Below are 17,659 nucleotides of genomic sequence, written 5' to 3' on the forward strand. Positions count from 1 at the left end.
GGACCAGAAACGCACACGGCCGAAGTACTCCTCCTTTCATCGTCTCGTGACGGTTGGTTGACTGTCGGCAACCAACTTATGCCGATCATCACCTTTGTCCGAGAACACGGAGATTGCCGACATGACCGTCGTGCCCCGCCCGAGCCCCCTGCCCCTGCTGGCCACGCCCGGCGAGCGGCTCGGCTGGATCTTCAACGACCGCAACCTCTACCGGCGGAAGTTCCTGGAGTCGCCGCCGCAACCGGCGCCGCTGCCGTCGCACCTGCTCGACCGGCTGAATCGGGCGCAGGCCAACCAGGCCAAGCGGGTTCTGACCGCGCTGGGCGTCGGCGTCGGTCTGTCCTTCCTGTTGGCTTGCTGCGGCAGCGCTGCCTCGAGGGGTGACACCAGCAGCGGCGGCAGCGCCATGATGGTTCTCGGCTTCGTCGTCTTCGTCGGGGGTGTGGCCGGCGCGGTCCTGGCCGGACTCATGCCCTCGTTCGCCAAGAAGGCCATCGAGACCGAGCAGGCTCGCCTCCAGCACGAGTACAGCCAGGCCTACGCGGCCTGGGACGCCCGCCGGCAGTGGCACGAGCAGCAGCAACAGCAGGCCACCGACGCGATGGTCGAATGGGCCGCGGCCACACCGTCGCCCGGCACCCGGCGGGTCGACATCATCGGCGGCACCACCTATGGGTGGGAGGCTGTGCTCACCGTCTTCGGTGGCTCGCTGCTGGCCACCCGGGGCCCGATGACCCTCGTCGACTTCACCGGTGAGGCTCTCTGCGCCGAGCTCACCCAGCTCGCCACCGAGACCCGGCGGACCGTCCGCGAACTGCGCCTACCCACCCAGCTGGCCGAATTCGACCTGGTCGGCGGTCTGGAATCCGGCGAGCTGGTGGACTGCCTGGTCGAGGCCATGCACGGCGACGCACAGAGCAGCAGCCGGGCCGAACGCTCGCAGGACACGCTCCTGCTGCGCGAGATCTGCGGCATCCTCGCGCCGGACCTCAGCGTCGCCCGCTTGCTGGGTGCGTTGCGGGTCCTCACCGACCGCCCGGTCCAGGCGGCACTCACCCCGGACGAGTCCGAGCGGCTGCTCGAGCTGCAGCCCGACGAGAGCCGTCGTCAGATGCACCAGCACCTGCGCCGGATCGAGGCGTTCCTCAACCCGTTCGAGACGATGGGCAGCCGGTCGAACGCGCCCGCCCCGGCCGACCTCACCTGCCTGGTCACCGACGGCCAGGGTGGTAACGCCCAGAACGAGCTGCTCAAGGACCTGATGGTGCAGTGGCTGGCCCGCCTGGTGCGGCGCGACGCCCGGCCGATGGGGTCGCTCGTGCTGCTCGGCGCCGACGAGGTGCACCACCGCTCGATCGAGAAGCTGAGCACGCTCTGCGAACGGCACGGGGTGCGGCTGGTGCTGTTCTTCAGCCACCTCCGCGAGGAGTCACTGCACACCATCGGCGGCGGCGAGGTCGCGTTGATGCGCCTGGGCAACCACCAGGAGGCCAACCAGGCCGCCGACTACATCGGCAAGGGCCACAAGTTCGTGCTGAGCCAGCTCACCCGCACACTTGGCGGCAACGACACGCACACGCTGGCCGACACCCACGGGGAGACCTGGACCGAGGGCGGATCGGACGGCAAGAGCTACAGCCGGCAGGGCAGCTCGCGCAACTACGGCCGCAACTGGAGCAAGAGCCGCAACTGGAGCCAGACCGAGTCGACCGCCCGAGGCACGAACTGGAGCGACGCCAGCTCGGTGCAACGCGTCTACGAATACACCCTCGAACCGCGGGTGCTGCAAGACCTTCCCGAGTACGCGATGGTGCTGGTCAAGAGCCACGGCCGGGGCTCGGTGATCCAGGCCGTCGAGGTCGACCCGGCGATCGTGACGCTGCCCCGCGTCTCGATGGAACCGGTCGAACCGCTGCCGCTGCCCGACCCGTCCGAGGCCGTCATCCCCGCCACCAGGCAGCCCAGCCAGGTCACCGTCTCGCAGCCACAGCCGCTGGCCGGGCACGAGCAGACCGCGCAGGCGGCCACCGGCCACACCCTGCAGGGCTGGGGCGCCGCGCCGTCCGGCGCGCCTCAGCCGCAGTATCAGCAGCAGCCCTACCAGGGCCCGTGGGGTGGTCCGCAGTGACCGAGGCGAACCGGTTGATCAGCACCATGACGATCAACCGGGTGCTCGAGCTGCCGCGCCGGCCCCCGTCGGCGAACGATGACCCGGCGCACGACGTCGGCCGCCGGCGACGGCTGGCCGGCATCGTGTCGGCCTATCACGGTGCCGCCAGCTTGCTCCTGGGCTGGCGCCGGCCCTCGGCCGGCGCCCCGATCGACGTCTTCTCGGCCGGGGGCATCGCCGGTGCCGCCGGCGAGGGGATGAGCCCGCTCTCCCTGCCTCCGGGCGGTCGCGGCCGGCCGTACGCGCCGGGTGAGCTGCTGGACGACCTGCGGGCGATGCCGTGCTGGACGCGGCTGGCCGGGCTGACCGACGGGCTGCTGACCGACGAGCCGGGCCCGGACGACGACGTCCGGCCCACCTTGGACGAGTGCCTGCTGCACGTCTGGCACGCCGGGTTCGCCTGGCTCGTGCTGGCCGAGCCGGTGCCGAACGCCGAGATCCTCACCGTGGCCAAGGCGGTCGCCCTGGAAGAGCGGCAGGCCCAGTCCAAGGCCCAGTCGCCCGAGCAGGCGGTCGCGGCCGCCCGGCTCCAGCGCCGGCACCGCGAGCTCCAGCAGGCCCGGTCCACCGGCCTGTGGCGTGTGCACCTGCTCGCCGGCGGGCCGTCCCCGGCGGCGGCCACGGCGGTCGCCGGTCTGCTCTGCGCGTCGGCCGACCTCGGCCGCCAGCCCTACGTCCTGACGCCCACCGGCGTGACCGGCGGATTCGACGAGATCCTGGCCCGCGACGACCTGCCCGACTCGCCTGCCCTGGCCGGCTCGCCGCTGCTGGCCGCGCTCGCGGTCGCTCCGATCGAGGAGGTGCCGGGCCTGCGCTTCGCCCTGCGCCCGGAGTTCGATTTGACGCCGGAAACCGGATCGGGTGCGGCTTCGGTCGCGGTCGGCACGGTGCTCGACCGCAACGAACGACCGGCAGGCTCCTTCGAGGTGCCGCGGAGCAGCCTCAACCGGCACACCTTCGTCTGCGGCGCGACCGGCGCGGGCAAGTCCCAGACCGTCCGCAACCTGCTCGAGAACGCCGCCCGGCAGAGCATCCCGTGGCTGGTCGTCGAGCCCGCCAAGGCCGAGTACCGGCAGATGGCCGACCGGATCGGCGGCGACCGCGTGGTGGTCGTGCGCCCCGGGGATCCGCTCACCCCGCCGGCCGGGTTCAACCCGCTGCGACCGGCCGAGGGGTTCCCGCTGCAAACCCACCTCGACCTCACCCGATCGCTGTTCCTGGCCGCGTTCGAAGCCGAGGAGCCGTTCCCCCAGGTGCTCAGTGCCGCGCTGACCCGCTGCTACGAGGAGCTGGGCTGGGACCTCACGCTGAGCGAGTCCCGGACGGCCGGCCACCGGCCTCGCTATCCCACCCTGGGTGACCTGCAACGGGTGGCCGACTCGGTGGTGGAACAGATCGGGTACGGCCGGGAGATCACTGACAACGTCCGCGGCTTCATCCGGGTGCGGCTGTCCAGTCTGCGCCAGGGCACCACCGGACGGTTCTTCGAGGGCGGCCACCCGCTGGACTTCGCCGAGCTGATGCGCCGCAACGTGGTCTTCGAGATCGAGGACGTGGGCGACGACCGGGACAAGGCGTTCCTCATGGGCGGCCTGCTCATCCAGCTCACCGAGCACCTAAGGGTGGAGATGCGGCGCGATCCCGGGACGGCCCGGCTCGGCCTGCGGCACCTGAGCGTCTTCGAGGAAGCCCACCGGCTGCTGCGCCGCACCGAGCAGGCGGGGCCGGCGGCGCACGCGGTCGAGCTGTTCGCCGCCCTGCTGGCCGAGATTCGCGCGTACGGCGAAGGTTTGATCATCGCCGAGCAGATCCCCTGCAAGCTGGTGCCCGACGTCATCAAGAACACCGCCGTCAAGATCATGCACCGGCTCCCCGCCGCCGACGACCGGGACGCGGTCGGCGCCACCACCAACCTCACCGACCGCCAGTCCGAGTTCCTGGTCACCCTGCCCGCGGGCACAGCGGCGGTCTTCGCCGACGGCATGGACCAGCCCGTCCTGGTCCGCATGCCCGACGGCACCGCCCGCGAACAGAACGGGCGCACCCCGACCGCCGCGGCCGACCCGATCATCGGCCGCCGCAGCGACACCTGCGGCGCCGAATGCCGGGCCGGCGCGTGCACGCTTCGGGTGATCCGGACGGCCCAGCGCTACCGGGAGGACCATCCGTGGGTGACACTGTGGGCCGAGTTCGCCGTGCTGGCGCACCTCACCGGCAAATCTCGCCCGGTGGTGTGGGACGAGAAGGCGGCCGAGCTGTCCGCCCTGGAACCCCGGTTGCGGGACTGCGTGCTCTCCCAGGCCGTCGACGCGGCAGTGGCCACCCGCTCGGCCGTGCTGGGCACCACGGCAGATCCGTCCACCCTGGCCCAGCACGTGACGGCGGCGTTCTCCGAGCCCGGCGGCTGCCGGCCCGAGGAACCCGGTTTCATCGCGCCGGCCTATCGCTGCGACCCGATCCTGGACGCGCTGACGGGCCACGAGGCCGACGACCCGGCCGACCCTCGGGCGGCGGCCTGGTCGGCGGCGATCGGCCGCGACATCGTGGGGGAGACCATCGCCGAGCAGACCGGCTGGGTGCGGTTCTGGATGGGCCTCGACCAGGCCGACCCCTCGGTCCGGCTCCAGGTCGCGTTCGGCCGCGAGGTGCCGTCGGCGATCGAGCGTGCGGTCGGCACCGACCGATCCGCCTACGACTGGCCGGACCGCCTGGCGGTAGCCCTGATCGACGCCCTCCGCGGCGGCGACTGGATCCCGGACCTGCTGGACGCCGCCGTCAAACAATCCGCCTGAGCGCTGCCGCCTGCCGGTCCGCTTGAGCGCTGCCGCCTGCCGGTCCGCTTGAGCGTCGCCCCTTGTTGGTCCGCTTGGGCGTCGCTTCCTGTTGGTCCGCTTGGGCGTCGCTTCCTGTTGGTCCGCTTGGGCTTCGCCCCTAGTTGATCGGCCTGAGCAACTCGCCCGGTCGATCTGGCTGAGCCGTCCGCCGGATCACATCGTTTGATCAACTCGCTTGAGGAGCCCGCCGTGGCCGATACCCCGACCCGACCCGACACCCCGCCTCCGCCTCCGCCCCGCCCACCGGACCAGCCGCAGCGTCCGGCCCCCGACGTTCAGCAGAAGGTCGACAGTCTGCGGGCGCAGAAGGAAGCGGGCCAGGGCACCCCTTCGCCCGCCCGCGACCAGCCGACCAGCCGGGCTCCCGAGGAAACGAGACAGCTGGAGCCGCCTGGCTTGAAGCCGACGCCGGAGTTCCAGCAGAAGCTGAACGACTTCAGGGCGCAGAAAGAGGCCAAGCAGGACGCCGGTCAATACGTTGACCATCGCGCGGTCAAAGCGGAGAACGCGACTGCGGGACACGGCGAGCGCCCTACCTCTGGGCAGTCGCGGGATGGCGGTGCCGCACGCGGCGATGTGCCTGGGGGAGCTGGGCAGCCGCGGGATGGTGGCGCTGGGCGGGAAGGGGAGCGGGCGGCAACCGGACGGCAGGTTGCCGGCGAGCCGGGGCGGGTGACAGAGGGGCGGCAGAGGGATGGTGGTGCGGAGCGGCCGGCGGTCGGGTCGCAGCGTGATGGTGCGGCGCGTGACGGTGTGCACCTGACGGTCGGGCAGCGCCGGGATGGCGGTGCAGGGCAGCAAACGACTGCGCAGCAGCGCGACGGGGTGCGGTCGGCGGTCGCGCAGCAACGGGATGGCGGCGTGGCGAGTGACGGTGAGCGACCGGGTGCCGGACAGCAGCGTGGGGCGGAGACAGCCCCCGCCCCCGAAGCGGCCCAGCGATCAGGTGCGGCTGAGCGGCCGGCCGGGCTTGAGCGCGGCCCACGTCCGGAGAGCAAGCCGGAGGCAGCAGGGTGGCAACCCACGCCGGAGTTTCAGCAGAAGCTGGACGACTTCACGGCGCGGAAGGAAGCCAAGCAGGACGCGGGGCAGTACGTCGACCACCGCCCCGCGAAGGCTGAGGCCGCGGTGAAGGAAGCGGCCGCTGGTCCCGATGGCGGGCGATCTGAGCGGCGCGATCACGACGCGAAGCACTTCGACCCCGCCGCTGATCTGCGGGGTAAGGGCACCTCCGAGCCGGACACTCCGGGTGAGCGGCCGCACGGCTCGCACTACCGTGGCGGATCCGAAGGGGCCCCGAGGGAGGCGCAGCGTCAGGGCATCCGTGAAGCGGTGACCCAGGCCAAGGCCGACCGTCTGGAGAACGCGGTCACCTCCGCACAGGCGCCGCCCGACAGGAGCGCGACCGGGCCGGACAAGTCCCCGCCCGACAGGAGCGCGACCGGGCCGGACAAGTCCCCGCCCGACAGGAACGCGACCGGGCCGGACAAGTCCCCGCCCGACAGGAACGCCACCGGGCCCGACAAGTCCCCGCTCGACAGGAGCGTGCCCAAGGAGACCAAGCTTCCGGAGCCCATCGTCGTGATCGGCAGTGACCCTCTCTTCAAGGGCGACTACCTCGATGTCGTACGCGGCCGGATGTCGGAGAACGACTCCCGGGACACTTATCGGATGCGGCCCCAGGACATCGTGGACGCCAACCACCTCTCGCCGGAACAGTTCGCCGCGATGCGGGAGCAGGGAGCCCGGTTCATCGACCTCGGCGACGGCGACCCTGACATCGTGGACCCGGTCGCCAAGTCCGTGGCCGACAACCAGCGTGCCCAACTGGGAGCGCGGGCGCCGGGCGAGGGCCGGGCGAGCGATCAGAACACCTACGAGCACTATCTGCCGGTGTACGAGTCGTACGCCAAGGCCGGTGATCTGCCGGTCACCGGTGACATGCAGAAGCAGCGGGTCGAGCCGGCCGCCGACCACCTGCGGGCCGAGCTCAGGGCGCAGCAGGCCGCCGGGCGGGACGTCGATCCCAGCCGGGTGCACACCTACAACGGCCCCCACGAAGCGACCCACAAGCCGGCTCAGATGGCCATGAACATCGCCTGGACCGGCCAGATCGCGATCGGCAACCCGGGCCGGATGGAGGGCGGCGAGTGGAAGCCGGACACGTCCACGGTGGGGTACTCGCCGACGGCTCGGCAAGGGCCGCAGGGCGAGTTCACGGCCGAGGAGAACCGGCTGCACAAGAGTCTCGGGTCGTGGCGCCAGTTCCGGGATCCCGGCGACGGTGCGGTCGATCCCAACGACGAGATGCGCTGACCTAGCGTTCGATCTCGACCGGGGTGCCGGAGCGGGGCCGGCCGAAGGTGTCGGCCGCGCTGCCACCGCGCAGGAGGAGCTCGTAGAACGGCTCGCCCCAGCCCGAGCTGCCCGGGGCGAACGACATGGCGCCGGCCGGCACGGTGAAGACGCCGTCGCTGACCACGACCTCGGCGGTGCGGTCGCCGACGCGTACGCGAAGGGTGGTGCCCGGCTCGGCCGGGGGCTCGTGCCAGGAGGTCTTCAGGTTGCCGTAGCCGTCGGTGTAGACGACCGCGTGGTGCGGCGGGGCCGGGAGAGCGAGCTCCTCGCCGAAGAGGTCCTCGCCGTGAGTCAGGGCGGCCACGGCGGCCGGGAAGACGTCCCGGGACCGGAACTGCGAGCCGGCGTCGGCCACCGTGACCGCCCGGACCTTCGCCCCGAGGAACGACAGGCTCGCGTCCGAGGCCACGCCGACCACCAGGACGCCGGAGTCGAGCCGGACGGCGGCCAGGCGCTCGCCCGCGTTGTCCGGGCGCGGGTCGTCCTCGTCGGCCCGCGGCGCGACATTGGCGAACACGATGCGGTCGGCCGGCCCGTCGGTGAGCGCCAGCTGCGCGACGCAGAACCCGGCGCTCACCGTGTCGAACGCCGGCACCGGCACCGCGGTGACGTCGGCCTGCGGCAGAAGTTTCGCGAACCGCTGCCGCACCTCGGCGAACGCCAGATCTCCCACGCCGTAGTCGGCGACCACCGTGATCAGCATTCCCGCAGATTAACCGGCTAGCCGAGGGTGTGCCCGCCGTTGACCGTTATGCGCTCGCCGGTCACGAAGCGCGACGCGTCGGACGCCACGAAGGCCACCACGTCGGCGATCTCGGCCGGCGTGCCCATCCGGCCCAGCGGTACCCCGGCCACGTAGCCGGCGCTGTTCTCCTCGGTGATCTCGCCGTGCCGCTCGACCGGGATCCAGCCCGGCGCGACCACGTTGACCGTCACGTTGTGGACGCCCAGCTCGCGGGCCCAGGTGCGGGCCAGGATCAGCTGCGCCCCCTTGGCCGCGTTGTAGGCCGACCACCCGGGCAGCGCCCGCTCCACCATGTCCGAGCCGATGTGGATGAACCGCCCGCCGCCGAGCCGGCGCATGTGCGGCAGCGTGGCTCGCAGCAGCAGGGTCGGGCTCTTCACAAAGAAGGTCAGCTGGTCGAGATGGTCCTGCCAGGTCGTCTCCTCGGCCTTGGCGGCCGGCTGCGGACCGGTGGCGTTGGCCACGACGACCCGTACGGGCCCTAGGCTCCGCTCGACCTCGGCCGCCAGCCGATCCACGTCGCCCTCGTCGGTCACGTCAGCCCGGAACGTCGCCGCCGTCCCGCCGGCCGCCTCGATGTCGGCCACGACCTTCGCCGCCCCGTCGGCGTCGGACCGGTAGTTGACCGCCACCGCCCACCCGTCCGCCGCCAGCCGACGGCAGAGGTGCGCCCCCAGCCCCCGCGAACCTCCGGTGACCAGGGCACTTCCCGAGATCGTCATCCGCCGACCGTACTGCCCGGACGTTTCGGCGGGTTCCGCCGGGCCGCGCGGCGCCCTACCGTGACGCCCATGGCGGGGGACGGTGGGCGGCGGCCCGAGCTCGACGCGATCCGGCTCGTGGTCGTCCTCGGGCTGGTGTTCTTCCACAGTGCGCTGGTCTTCGACGAGCGCGACGACTTCTACGTCAAGAACGCGCAGACCACCGAGGCGATCACCTGGGTGGCCGGGCTGGGGGTCGTGTGGGCGATGCCGGCGCTCTTCCTGATCGCCGGGCTCGGGTCGTGGCACTCGATGGGCCGGCGCGGCGCGAGCGGCTTCGTCCGGGAGCGCCTGTTGCGGCTCGGCGTGCCGCTGGTCTTCACCACGCTGACCCTCATGCCGGTGCCGCAATGGCTGCGGCTCAAGGCGGCCGATCCCGCCTACGACGAGTCCTACCCGCGCTTCCTGCTGCGGTTCTTCGACGTCCACCTGAGCTTGTCCGACTTCCCGTTCCTGATCCAGGGCGAGCACTTCGAGACCGGGCACCTGTGGTTCGTCGTGTTGCTGCTGACGTTCTCGCTGATCCTGGCCCTGGTGGCGCGGTGGCTGCCGGTCGATCGTCTCGGGTTCGTGTCGCGACGGGGCGTGCTCCTCGTCGTCCCGGCGATCCCGCTGATCGTGGTCGCGGCGGTGCTGGGCATGGAGGAGGCGTTCGCGGGCTGGAGCCGATGGGCGTACCTGTTGCTGTTTCTCTACGGCTTCGTGCTGGCGGCCGACGACCGATTCCGTACGGGGATGCGGCGCGACGCCAAGCCGGCCGCGATCGTCGGGTTCCTGCTCTTCGGCGCGTCCGGTCTGCTGCTGAGCACGGATGAGGGGGAGCCGTTCACCGACCTGACGGCCCACGCGATCGCCGCCCGCGTCGTCTTCGCGGCGGCCGGCTGGTGCTGGCTGGTGGCCATCCTCGGCCTGCTCGACCGGGGCCCCCGCGAGCCCGCGCCCGAACCCGGACGGGACCGGCCGGTGCTCGCCTACCTGGCCGCCGCCGCCCTGCCGCTCTACATCCTCCACCAGCCGATCGTCGTCGTGGTGGCCTATTTCGCCGTGCGCTGGGACGCTCCGATGGCGGTCAAGTATCTGGCCGTCGTCGCCATCTCGTTCGCCGTCCTGTTTCTGGTCTACGACCTGCTCGTCCGGCGCACGGCAGCGACCCGGTTCCTGTTCGGCATGCGTGCCAAGACATAGATGAACATGGACATCGGCGCCGTCCCGGGCCAGAGTGGACGGCATGGCCAAGTCGACGAGGCGTGCGTTCCTGACGGTGTCCGCGGCGGCTGCGGCGGCGCCGCTGATCGCGGGCGAGGCAATGGCGGGGACCGTGCCCCGCGGGGACCTGACGGCGATCCTCCGCGAGATCGACCCGAAGCGGATCGAGGCGATCGTCCGCAAGCTGGTCTCGTTCGGCACCCGGCACACGCTGTCCAGCCAGGACGATCCGGTCCGGGGCATCGGGGCGGCGCGCGACTGGATCTTCGCTGAGCTGCAGCGCTACGCGGCCACGTCCGGCGGGCGGATGTCGGTGGAGCTGCAGTCCTTCGTGCAGCCGGTCTCGCCCCGCGTCCCGGTGCCGACCACGATCACCAACGTGATCGCCACGCTCACCGGCAGCATGACACCGGAGCGGATCTACGTGGTGACCGGGCACTACGACTCCCGGGTGACCGACGTCATGGACGCGGTCAAGGACGCCCCCGGGGCCGACGACGACGCGTCCGGCGTGGCCGTGGCCCTCGAGCTGGCGCGGGTGCTGGCCACCCGCCGGCCCGAGGCGACCATCGTCTTCGCCGCGGTGGCCGGCGAGGAGCAGGGGCTCTACGGATCCGACCACATGGCCCAGGTGTACAAGGATCGCGGCGCCGACATCCAGGCCATGTTCAGCTGCGACATCGTCGGCACGGGCAGAGCCCACGACGGCACGCCGGCCGACCCGCGGTCGGTGCGGCTCTTCGTCGAAGGGGTGCCGACCTCGGAGACGGCGGCCCAGGCGAGCGTGCGCAAGAGCGTCGGCGGCGAGAACGACGGGCCGTCCCGGCAGCTCGGCCGGTTCGTCGACGACGTGGCGAGCAACGCCCGGACCGGCATGGACGTGCGCGTGATCTGGCGGCGCGACCGCTACCTGCGCGGCAGCGACCACATCTCGTTCCTGCTGCGCGGCTACCCGGCGGCCCGGTTCACCGAGCCCCGCGAGAACTTCGCCCACGAGCACCAGGACGTCCGGGTCGAGGACGGTGTGCAGTACGGCGACCTCATCGAGTTCTGCGACTTCGCGTACATCGCCCGGGTGGCCCGGGTCAACGCGGCCGCTCTGTGGTCGCTGGCCCAGGCCCCGGGCACCCCGCGCGGCGTGGTCATCGACACCACCCAGCTCACCAACGCCACCACCCTGCGCTGGCAGCTCGGCACCGAACCCGACCTGGCCGGATACGAGGTCGTCTGGCGCGAGACGACCGCCCCCGGCTGGCAGCACTCGCGGGCCGTCGGCAAGGTCAGCGAGGTGACGATCGACCTCTCCAAGGACAACGTCTTCTTCGGCGTCCGCGCGGTCGACGCCGACGGGCACCGCAGCCCGGCCGCCGCGCCTGGCCCGTCCAGTTGATTTCATAATCCCGACAGCGGACACCCCGGGTGGCTTCCCGGTGCGACGATGATGACCATGACCTTGGAACACACGGTCCGGTTGCGCTTCGGGGACAAGTCGCGCGCCGCGGCGACCCACACCAACCTCTCGGCCGTACGCCTCGACGGGCCCGTGCTGTGGATCGCGGGGGACGAGACCGCGACGGTGGAGCGGCTGGTCGCCGACGACCCGGCGCAGCCGACGGAGTTCGGTGCCGAGACGACGTACCGGTTGGCTGATTTCATCACCCTGCCCGGCACCGACATCGAGGAGGAGGCCGACGTCGAGGGGCTGGCCCGGTCGGGGTCGTTCCTGTGGGCGATCGGCTCGCACAGCCTGCGCCGCAAACAGATCAAGGACCGGCACGAGGGCGCGAAGGCTCTCAAGCGGCTGGCGCGCATCGAGGGGCAGCAGAACCGCCAGATTCTCGTACGGCTTCCGATCGCCGACGTGGACGGGCTGCCGACCCCCGTACGGGAAATCGACGTCGACGGCGAGAAGCATCGCGCGGCGGCGCTCGGCGGCCACGACGACCTGCGTCACCTGCTGCGGCGCGATGAGCATCTGGCGCCGTTCCTGGCCATCCCGGGCAAGGACAACGGGCTCGACATCGAGGGCATCGCGGTCAGCGACGACCGGATCTATCTGGGGCTGCGCGGGCCGGTGCTGCGCGGGTGGGCGTTCGTGCTGGAGCTGCGGCCCTACGTCGACCCCGACCAGCCCGACCGCCTGCGGCTGCACGAGTTCGCCGACGGCTTCACGTACCGCAAGCACGTGCTCAAGCTGGACGGGCTGGGCGTCCGCGACCTCTGCCCCGACGGCGACGACCTGCTGATCCTGGCCGGCCCGACGATGGACCTGGACGGCCCGGTCCGCGTCTACCGCTGGCACGGCGCCCGCCGCTCCGAGCAGCCGACAATCGTGCGCGGCGACCTGATCAGCCGCGAGCTCGAGCTGACCTTCGGCGAGGGCGACGACCACGCCGAGGGCCTCTCCCGCTACGGCGACGGCCGCCTGCTCATCGTCTACGACAGCCCCGCCGCCGTCCGCCTGACCGACGACGGCGCCGTGATAGCCGACGTCGTCCGCCTGCCCTAGGTGCCCTGCTGCAGGATGCGGATGGGGTTGCCGGAGGGGTCGCGCAGGCCCATGTCGGTGCCGTAGAAGTGGTCGGCCGGCTCCTGGGTGAAATCGGTGAAGCCGCGTGCCACGAGGGTCTGGTAGAGGCCGCGGACGTCGTCGGTGTTGAGGACGAGGCCGGTCAGAGCGCCCTTCGCGACCAGCTCGCGCAGGTGCTCGGCCGTTGCCTCGTCGTGCAGGGGCGGGCCCGGTTGCTCCAGCGAGATCTCGGTGCCGCCGTCACCGGGGACCCGGACGGTCAGCCATCGGTAGGAGCCCTGCTGGACGTCGTTGCCCTTCTCGAGTCCGAGCAGGCCGACATAGAACTCCAGGGCCTCGTCCTTGTCCAGGACGTAGATGGACGTGACATTAAGCTTGGTGATCATCTCGCGCTCCCTCGTCGTACGACCGTGGTCAGCCTAGGGAGGCCGGCGCGACCGCCGCTTCTCCAGAACTGCTCGATCGCGGCCGGTTCTGGGCCATCTGCACGCAGTGCGGCACGACGACCGGGCCGTGACCGCGGCGGAAGCCCGACGGTGTCTCGCCGACGATCTCCCGGAACGTCCGGCTGAACGTCCCGAGGCTGGTGAACCCGACGTCGGAGCAGATGTCGGTGACGCTGCGGCCGGTCTCGCGCAGCAGGAACATCGAACGCTCGATCCGCCGCCGTTGCCGGTAGCGGTGCGGCGTCTCGCCGAACGCCGCGCGAAAGCACCGGCTGAAGTGCGCCGCCGACAGGTGGACCACCGCCGCGATGGCCGCGACGTCGAGCGGCTCGGCGTACGCCCGGTCGATCGCGTCCCGGGCCCGCAGCAGCCGCCGGTTGAGAAGCTCCACCTCTCGGCTCACGCGGCAATGGTAGAGAAACCGGCTTCCGGCCGCGTAGAACTTGGCCTTCTACAGTTGCCGGCATGGAACGCATCGGTGTCCGTGAACTGAAGCAGAACACGAGCCAGGTGCTGGCTCGGGTGAGTGGGGGTGAGACCGTCGAGATCACCGACCGCGGTCATCCGATCGCTCGGCTTGTTCCGGTCGGCGACGACCGATCCGCCCTGGCCAAGCTGGTGGCCGCGGGGCGGGCTGTGCCCCCGACCGGTGGAGGACGCGTCCCGCTGCCTCCGAGGCTCGGTGACGAGAGCGTCGAGGTCGCCGCTGAGCTTGCCGACCTGCGGTACGAGGAACGCTGGTGATCTACCTCGACTCCGCCGCGGCCGCCTTCGCCGAGCCGACGCTGCGTAGCCTTGATGCCATTCACCTCGCCACCGCGCAGGTTCTGGTCAACGAGTCGGGCTCGGAGCTGACCGCCTTCGTCACCTACGACCGTCGGCTCCTCGACGCGGCCAAGGCGGCGGGACTGCCCACCGCCAGCCCCGGCCAGAGCTGATCACTCGCGGGCCGCCGACCGGGTCACGGGCCGATCCGGCTGTCCCGGTTCCGCGGCTGTCGCCTCGCGGTCGCGGGGAGCGACGGGATGTCGGATGATGTGGACCATGTCGGAGGAGCTGGTCGGCCGGGGCGAGGAGCTGCGCGTTCTCGGTGAGCTCCTGGAACGGGCGGGTGATGCCGGCGGCGCGGTCGTCGTCCGGGGTGAGGCCGGGATCGGCAAGTCGGCGTTGGTGACGGCGGTGTCCCGGCTGGCCGGGGTCCGGCCGATGCGTGTGCTCACGACGACCGGGACGCAGAGTGAGGCGCAGATCGCCTTCGCCGGCCTGGATCGGCTGCTGCGTCCGATCATCGATCAGGTCGACCGGTTGCCGCCGCCGCAGCGCGGTGCCGTGCTGGCGGCCCTGGGTCGCAGCGACCACGGGGTGCCCGAGCTTTTCCTGGTCGCTCTGGCCACGTTGAGCATGCTCGGGGAGGCCGCGGCCGAGGCGCCGGTGCTGCTGGTGGTCGAGGACGCGCAATGGCTGGACCGGGCGAGCGCGGAGGTGCTGTTGTTCGTCGCGCGGCGGCTGGATTTCGAGCCGGTCGTCCTGGTGGCGGCGCTGCGGGACGGCTTCGACGGCCCCTTCGCCGAGAGCGGGCTGCCCGAGATGGCGCTGAGGCGGCTGGAGCGCGCCGAGGCTGAGCTCCTGGTCGACGAGCGTCTGCCGCCGGAGCTGCGCGAGCGGGTGCTGCGGGAGGCCGCCGGCAACCCGCTCGCGCTGGTGGAACTGCCCTCCGTCGTCGAGGTGGGTGGCGACGGCGCCGCGCTGCCGTTGACCGCGCGGCTGGAGCAGGCCTTCTCGACCCGGATGGTCAGCCTGCCGGACGCCACGAAGACGTTGCTGCTGGTCATGGCGCTCAACGACGGCGACGCCCTGTCGGAGGTGCTGGAGGCGGCGGCCATCGTCGCCGGCGAGCAGCTCGAGGCCGACGATCTGGTGCCCGCGATCGCGGCCCGGCTGGTGGAGGCCGGCGCCGAGTCCGTCCGGTTCCTGCACCCGTTGATGCGTTCCGCGATCCACCAGCGATCCTCGGTCGGGCGGCGGCACCGTGCCCATGCCGCTCTGGCCCGGGTCGTGGTCAACGACGACCGCCGGGTCTGGCACCGGGCCGCCTCGACGACCGGCCCGGACGACGCGGTCGCCGCGGATCTGGAAGCGGCGGCGGTCCGCGCTCAGCGCCGGGGCGGCATCGCGGCCGGGACAGCCGCCATGGAACGCTCGGCCCAGCTGACCCGCGACCCGGTCCTGCGGGGTGAGCGCCTGTTGCGGGCGGCGGAGCTGGCGTTCGAGCTCGGCCGGCGCGAGAGCGTCGTCCGCCTGCTGGCCGAGGCCGACCAGGTCGGGCTGTCGGTGCGGCAGAGCTGGCGGACGGCGTGGATCGGGGGCAGCTTCGACGACGGGGTGCTCGGCCGGGTCCCGGCGGCGTGGTCGCCGACCCGGGTCGCGGAGCGGGCCGCGGCCGACGACCCGGATCTGGCCCTGAAGCTGTTGCACGGGGCGGCGTTGCGATGCTGGTGGACCGAGCCGGGTGCGGAGACGCGGCGGAGCGTTGTCGCGGCCGCCGAGCGGGTCCCGGTGGACGGGGACGATCCCCGGCTGCTGGTGATCCTCGCCTATGCCTCGCCGATCGACCGCGGTGGCATCGTGCTGGATCGGTTGCGACGGCAGGCCGTCGCCGCCGACGGGCAGGCGGCCCGGATGTTGGGCAACGCGGCCCAGGCGATCGGCGCTTTCGAGCTGGCCGCCGGCTTCTTCGCCGGTTCGCTGCACGATCTGCGGGTGCAGGGCCGGCTCGGGCTGCTGGCCCGGGCCTTGACTCTGCAGGCGTGGAGCGGCGCTCTGCTCGCCGATCTCGACCTCGCGATGCCGGCCGCTGACGAGGCCTTCCGGCTGGCCCGGGACTCGTCGCAGCCGCTGGTCGCCGCGTCCGCGCGGGCCACCCAGGCTCTGCTGGCCGGGATGCGCGGCGAGCAGGACGAGGCGTACCGGTTTGCCGCCGAGGCGGAGCGGACGGCTTTGCCGGGTGATGCCCGGGCCCTGCTGTCCGCCGTGCAGTTCGCCCGTGGCTCGGCTGCGCTGACCGATGGGCGCCACGAGGACGCCTTCACCGAGCTGCGGCGCATCTATGACCCGGCCGACCCCGCCTCTCACACGGCGGCCCGCTGCTATGCCGTCGGCGATCTGGCCGAGGCGGCCGTCCGCAGTGGGCGAGCCGATGAGGTGGCAAGCCTGATGACCGAGATGACGGCGGTCGGTGCGCGAACCCCGTCACCGGCGCTGCACACCGGTCTGCGGTATGCGCGAGCGCTGCTGGCCGGTGACGCCGAGGCGCCGCCGCTGTTCGAGGCGTCGCTGAGGTCCGGCCCGATCCACCGGGCCCGGGCTCAGCTGGCTCTCGGCGAGAGGCTGCGCCGGCAGCGCCGGGCGGCCGAGTCGCGGCCACCTCTGCGCGCCGCCCGCGACACCTTCGACGCCCTGGGCCTGATCCGCTGGGGGGACCGCGCGCGCGGCGAGTTGCGGGCCGCCGGAGAGACGAGCCGCCGCCGCACTCCTGAGGCCCGCGACCAGCTCACCCCGCAGGAGCTGCAGATCGCGCAGATGGGGGCGCAGGGTCTGACCAACCGGGAGATCGGTCAGCGGCTCTATCTGTCGCACCGCACGATCAGCTCTCACCTGCACCGGATCTTCCCCAAGCTCGGCATCACCTCGCGGGCGGAACTGCGCACCGCGCTGCCCGGCGATACCGTCACATGACGCATGCCAGGCCGTTCGGCCGCTGCCTACCGTCGGGTCATGAGCGATCTCGACACCCGCACGCCGGTCCTGTTCATCCACGGATTGTGGCTGCACGCCACGTCGTGGGCGAACTGGTCGGACCTGTTCCAAGCGGCCGGCTACCCGACCCTGGCCCCCGGCTGGCCGGGTGAACCGGACACCGTCGGGGAGGCCCGCGCCGACCCCGGCAGCGTCGCCGATCACGGCATCGACGACGTCACCGAGCACTACGCGAAGATCATCGAAGGGCTGCCCACCAAGCCGATCCTGATCGGACACTCCTTCGGCGGCATGATCGCCCAGAGACTCCTCGGCCAGGATCTCGCCGTGGCGGCCGTCGCGATCGACGCCGCGCAGATCAAAGGGGTGCTGCCGCTGCCCCTGTCGTCGCTGCGGGTCACCTTCCCGGTCTTCAAGAACGTCGCCAACCGGCACCGGGCCGTCTCGCTGACCGCCGAGCAGTTCCGCTACGGCTTCGGCAACGCGGTCACCGAGCAGGAATCCACCGTCCTGTACGAGCAGTGGGCCATCCCGTCGCCCGGGAAGCCCTTGTTCGAGGCGGCCGCGGCCAACTTCGACCCCCACTCGCCGGCGAAGGTCGACACCGGGAACGAGATGCGCGGACCGCTGCTGCTGATCATGGGCGGTCGCGATCACACCGTTCCGGAGAGCATCACCCGGGCCACCCTCAAGCAGTACCGGCACTCCGACGCCGTCACCGACCTCCTCGAGTTCCCCGACCGGGCCCACTCGCTGACGATCGATCCGGGCTGGCGCGAAGTCGCCGACGCCTCCCTGTCCTGGCTGAAGCAGCAGTCCCTCTGAGAAACAGCACCAAGAAGGGTGTCCCACC

General features: G+C 71.9%; 14 protein-coding genes. 10 read left to right on the top strand and 4 right to left on the bottom strand.

Annotation, left to right across the window (positions count from 1 at the left end):
* The first annotated feature begins 121 nt into the window (after window positions 1-121).
* From NAG42_RS37545 to NAG42_RS37555, 3 genes are all read left to right on the top strand, one after another.
* Complete coding sequence (locus tag NAG42_RS37545; RefSeq protein WP_250037097.1) at window positions 122-2,128, top strand: type 1 periplasmic-binding domain-containing protein; 2,007 nt, start codon at window positions 122-124, stop codon at window positions 2,126-2,128.
* Entirely contained in the window at window positions 2,125-4,962 is a 2,838-nt protein-coding gene (locus NAG42_RS37550) for an ATP-binding protein (RefSeq protein WP_250037098.1), read from the top strand. Before NAG42_RS37545 ends, NAG42_RS37550 begins: the two co-directional genes overlap by 4 nt.
* 903 nt (window positions 4,963-5,865) lie before the next feature.
* Window positions 5,866-7,320: an RAD23 family protein gene (locus tag NAG42_RS37555; RefSeq protein ID WP_250037099.1), complete on the top strand. Its 1,455-nt coding sequence runs from the start codon at window positions 5,866-5,868 to the stop codon at window positions 7,318-7,320.
* Window position 7,321: 1 nt separating this feature from the next.
* On the opposite strand, the gene NAG42_RS37560 is transcribed toward NAG42_RS37555, so the two are convergent.
* Both NAG42_RS37560 and NAG42_RS37565 read right to left on the bottom strand, forming a co-directional pair.
* Complete coding sequence (locus NAG42_RS37560) at window positions 7,322-8,065, bottom strand: SAM hydrolase/SAM-dependent halogenase family protein (RefSeq protein ID WP_250037100.1); 744 nt, start codon at window positions 8,063-8,065, stop codon at window positions 7,322-7,324.
* 17 nt (window positions 8,066-8,082) lie between these two features.
* Window positions 8,083-8,829 (bottom strand): SDR family oxidoreductase, encoded by a 747-nt coding sequence (locus NAG42_RS37565; protein WP_250037101.1) that lies wholly within the window; start codon window positions 8,827-8,829, stop codon window positions 8,083-8,085.
* A 69-nt stretch (window positions 8,830-8,898) separates the two neighbouring features.
* Here NAG42_RS37565 and NAG42_RS37570 point away from each other — a divergent pair, with 69 nt between their 5' ends.
* Genes NAG42_RS37570 through NAG42_RS37580 form a run of 3 tightly spaced genes read left to right on the top strand, consistent with a single transcriptional unit; the run spans window position 8,899 to window position 12,583 of the window.
* Window positions 8,899-10,053 (top strand): acyltransferase family protein, encoded by a 1,155-nt coding sequence (locus NAG42_RS37570; RefSeq protein ID WP_250037102.1) that lies wholly within the window; start codon window positions 8,899-8,901, stop codon window positions 10,051-10,053.
* A 43-nt stretch (window positions 10,054-10,096) separates the two neighbouring features.
* Window positions 10,097-11,464: a M20/M25/M40 family metallo-hydrolase gene (locus NAG42_RS37575; RefSeq protein ID WP_250037103.1), complete on the top strand. Its 1,368-nt coding sequence runs from the start codon at window positions 10,097-10,099 to the stop codon at window positions 11,462-11,464.
* A gap of 57 nt (window positions 11,465-11,521) precedes the next feature.
* Complete coding sequence (locus NAG42_RS37580) at window positions 11,522-12,583, top strand: DUF3616 domain-containing protein (RefSeq protein ID WP_250037104.1); 1,062 nt, start codon at window positions 11,522-11,524, stop codon at window positions 12,581-12,583.
* Here the strand turns inward: NAG42_RS37580 and NAG42_RS37585 are convergent.
* The gene (locus tag NAG42_RS37585) at window positions 12,580-12,990 is read right to left on the bottom strand and encodes a VOC family protein (protein WP_250037105.1); all 411 of its coding nucleotides are present in this window, start codon (window positions 12,988-12,990) and stop codon (window positions 12,580-12,582) included. The two genes, NAG42_RS37580 and NAG42_RS37585, sit on opposite strands and share 4 nt — an antisense overlap.
* A 28-nt stretch (window positions 12,991-13,018) precedes the next feature.
* Window positions 13,019-13,453, bottom strand: a complete 435-nt coding sequence (locus tag NAG42_RS37590; RefSeq protein WP_250037106.1) for a helix-turn-helix transcriptional regulator — start codon at window positions 13,451-13,453, stop codon at window positions 13,019-13,021.
* A 62-nt stretch (window positions 13,454-13,515) separates the two neighbouring features.
* Here NAG42_RS37590 and NAG42_RS37595 point away from each other — a divergent pair, with 62 nt between their 5' ends.
* From NAG42_RS37595 to NAG42_RS37610, 4 genes are all read left to right on the top strand, one after another.
* Window positions 13,516-13,794 carry a type II toxin-antitoxin system Phd/YefM family antitoxin gene (locus NAG42_RS37595; RefSeq protein WP_250037107.1) on the top strand — a complete coding sequence of 93 codons (279 nt, stop codon included), beginning with the start codon at window positions 13,516-13,518 and terminating at the stop codon, window positions 13,792-13,794.
* Window positions 13,791-13,988, top strand: a complete 198-nt coding sequence (locus tag NAG42_RS37600) for a PIN domain-containing protein (RefSeq protein ID WP_250037108.1) — start codon at window positions 13,791-13,793, stop codon at window positions 13,986-13,988. The genes NAG42_RS37595 and NAG42_RS37600 overlap by 4 nt, the downstream gene beginning before the upstream one ends.
* 106 nt (window positions 13,989-14,094) lie before the next feature.
* Window positions 14,095-16,785 (top strand): ATP-binding protein, encoded by a 2,691-nt coding sequence (locus NAG42_RS37605; RefSeq protein ID WP_250037109.1) that lies wholly within the window; start codon window positions 14,095-14,097, stop codon window positions 16,783-16,785.
* 39 nt (window positions 16,786-16,824) lie between these two features.
* Window positions 16,825-17,631 (top strand): alpha/beta hydrolase, encoded by an 807-nt coding sequence (locus NAG42_RS37610; RefSeq protein ID WP_250037110.1) that lies wholly within the window; start codon window positions 16,825-16,827, stop codon window positions 17,629-17,631.
* Window positions 17,632-17,659 lie beyond the last annotated feature (28 nt).

This window comes from Paractinoplanes maris, assembly GCF_023544465.1.
GTDB classification, from domain to species: domain Bacteria; phylum Actinomycetota; class Actinomycetes; order Mycobacteriales; family Micromonosporaceae; genus Actinoplanes; species Actinoplanes maris.

Bases quoted from the DNA above. Each gene is read 5' to 3' on its own strand.
- NAG42_RS37585 (WP_250037105.1), bottom strand. From the start codon at position 12,990: ATGATCACCAAGCTTAATGTCACGTCCATCTACGTCCTGGACAAGGAC.
- NAG42_RS37595 (WP_250037107.1), top strand. From the start codon at position 13,516: ATGGAACGCATCGGTGTCCGTGAACTGAAGCAGAACACGAGCCAGGTG.
- NAG42_RS37545 (WP_250037097.1), top strand. From the start codon at position 122: ATGACCGTCGTGCCCCGCCCGAGCCCCCTGCCCCTGCTGGCCACGCCC.
- NAG42_RS37560 (WP_250037100.1), bottom strand. From the start codon at position 8,065: ATGCTGATCACGGTGGTCGCCGACTACGGCGTGGGAGATCTGGCGTTC.
- NAG42_RS37565 (WP_250037101.1), bottom strand. From the start codon at position 8,829: ATGACGATCTCGGGAAGTGCCCTGGTCACCGGAGGTTCGCGGGGGCTG.
- NAG42_RS37605 (WP_250037109.1), top strand. From the start codon at position 14,095: ATGTCGGAGGAGCTGGTCGGCCGGGGCGAGGAGCTGCGCGTTCTCGGT.
- NAG42_RS37570 (WP_250037102.1), top strand. From the start codon at position 8,899: ATGGCGGGGGACGGTGGGCGGCGGCCCGAGCTCGACGCGATCCGGCTC.
- NAG42_RS37580 (WP_250037104.1), top strand. From the start codon at position 11,522: ATGACCTTGGAACACACGGTCCGGTTGCGCTTCGGGGACAAGTCGCGC.
- NAG42_RS37610 (WP_250037110.1), top strand. From the start codon at position 16,825: ATGAGCGATCTCGACACCCGCACGCCGGTCCTGTTCATCCACGGATTG.
- NAG42_RS37575 (WP_250037103.1), top strand. From the start codon at position 10,097: ATGGCCAAGTCGACGAGGCGTGCGTTCCTGACGGTGTCCGCGGCGGCT.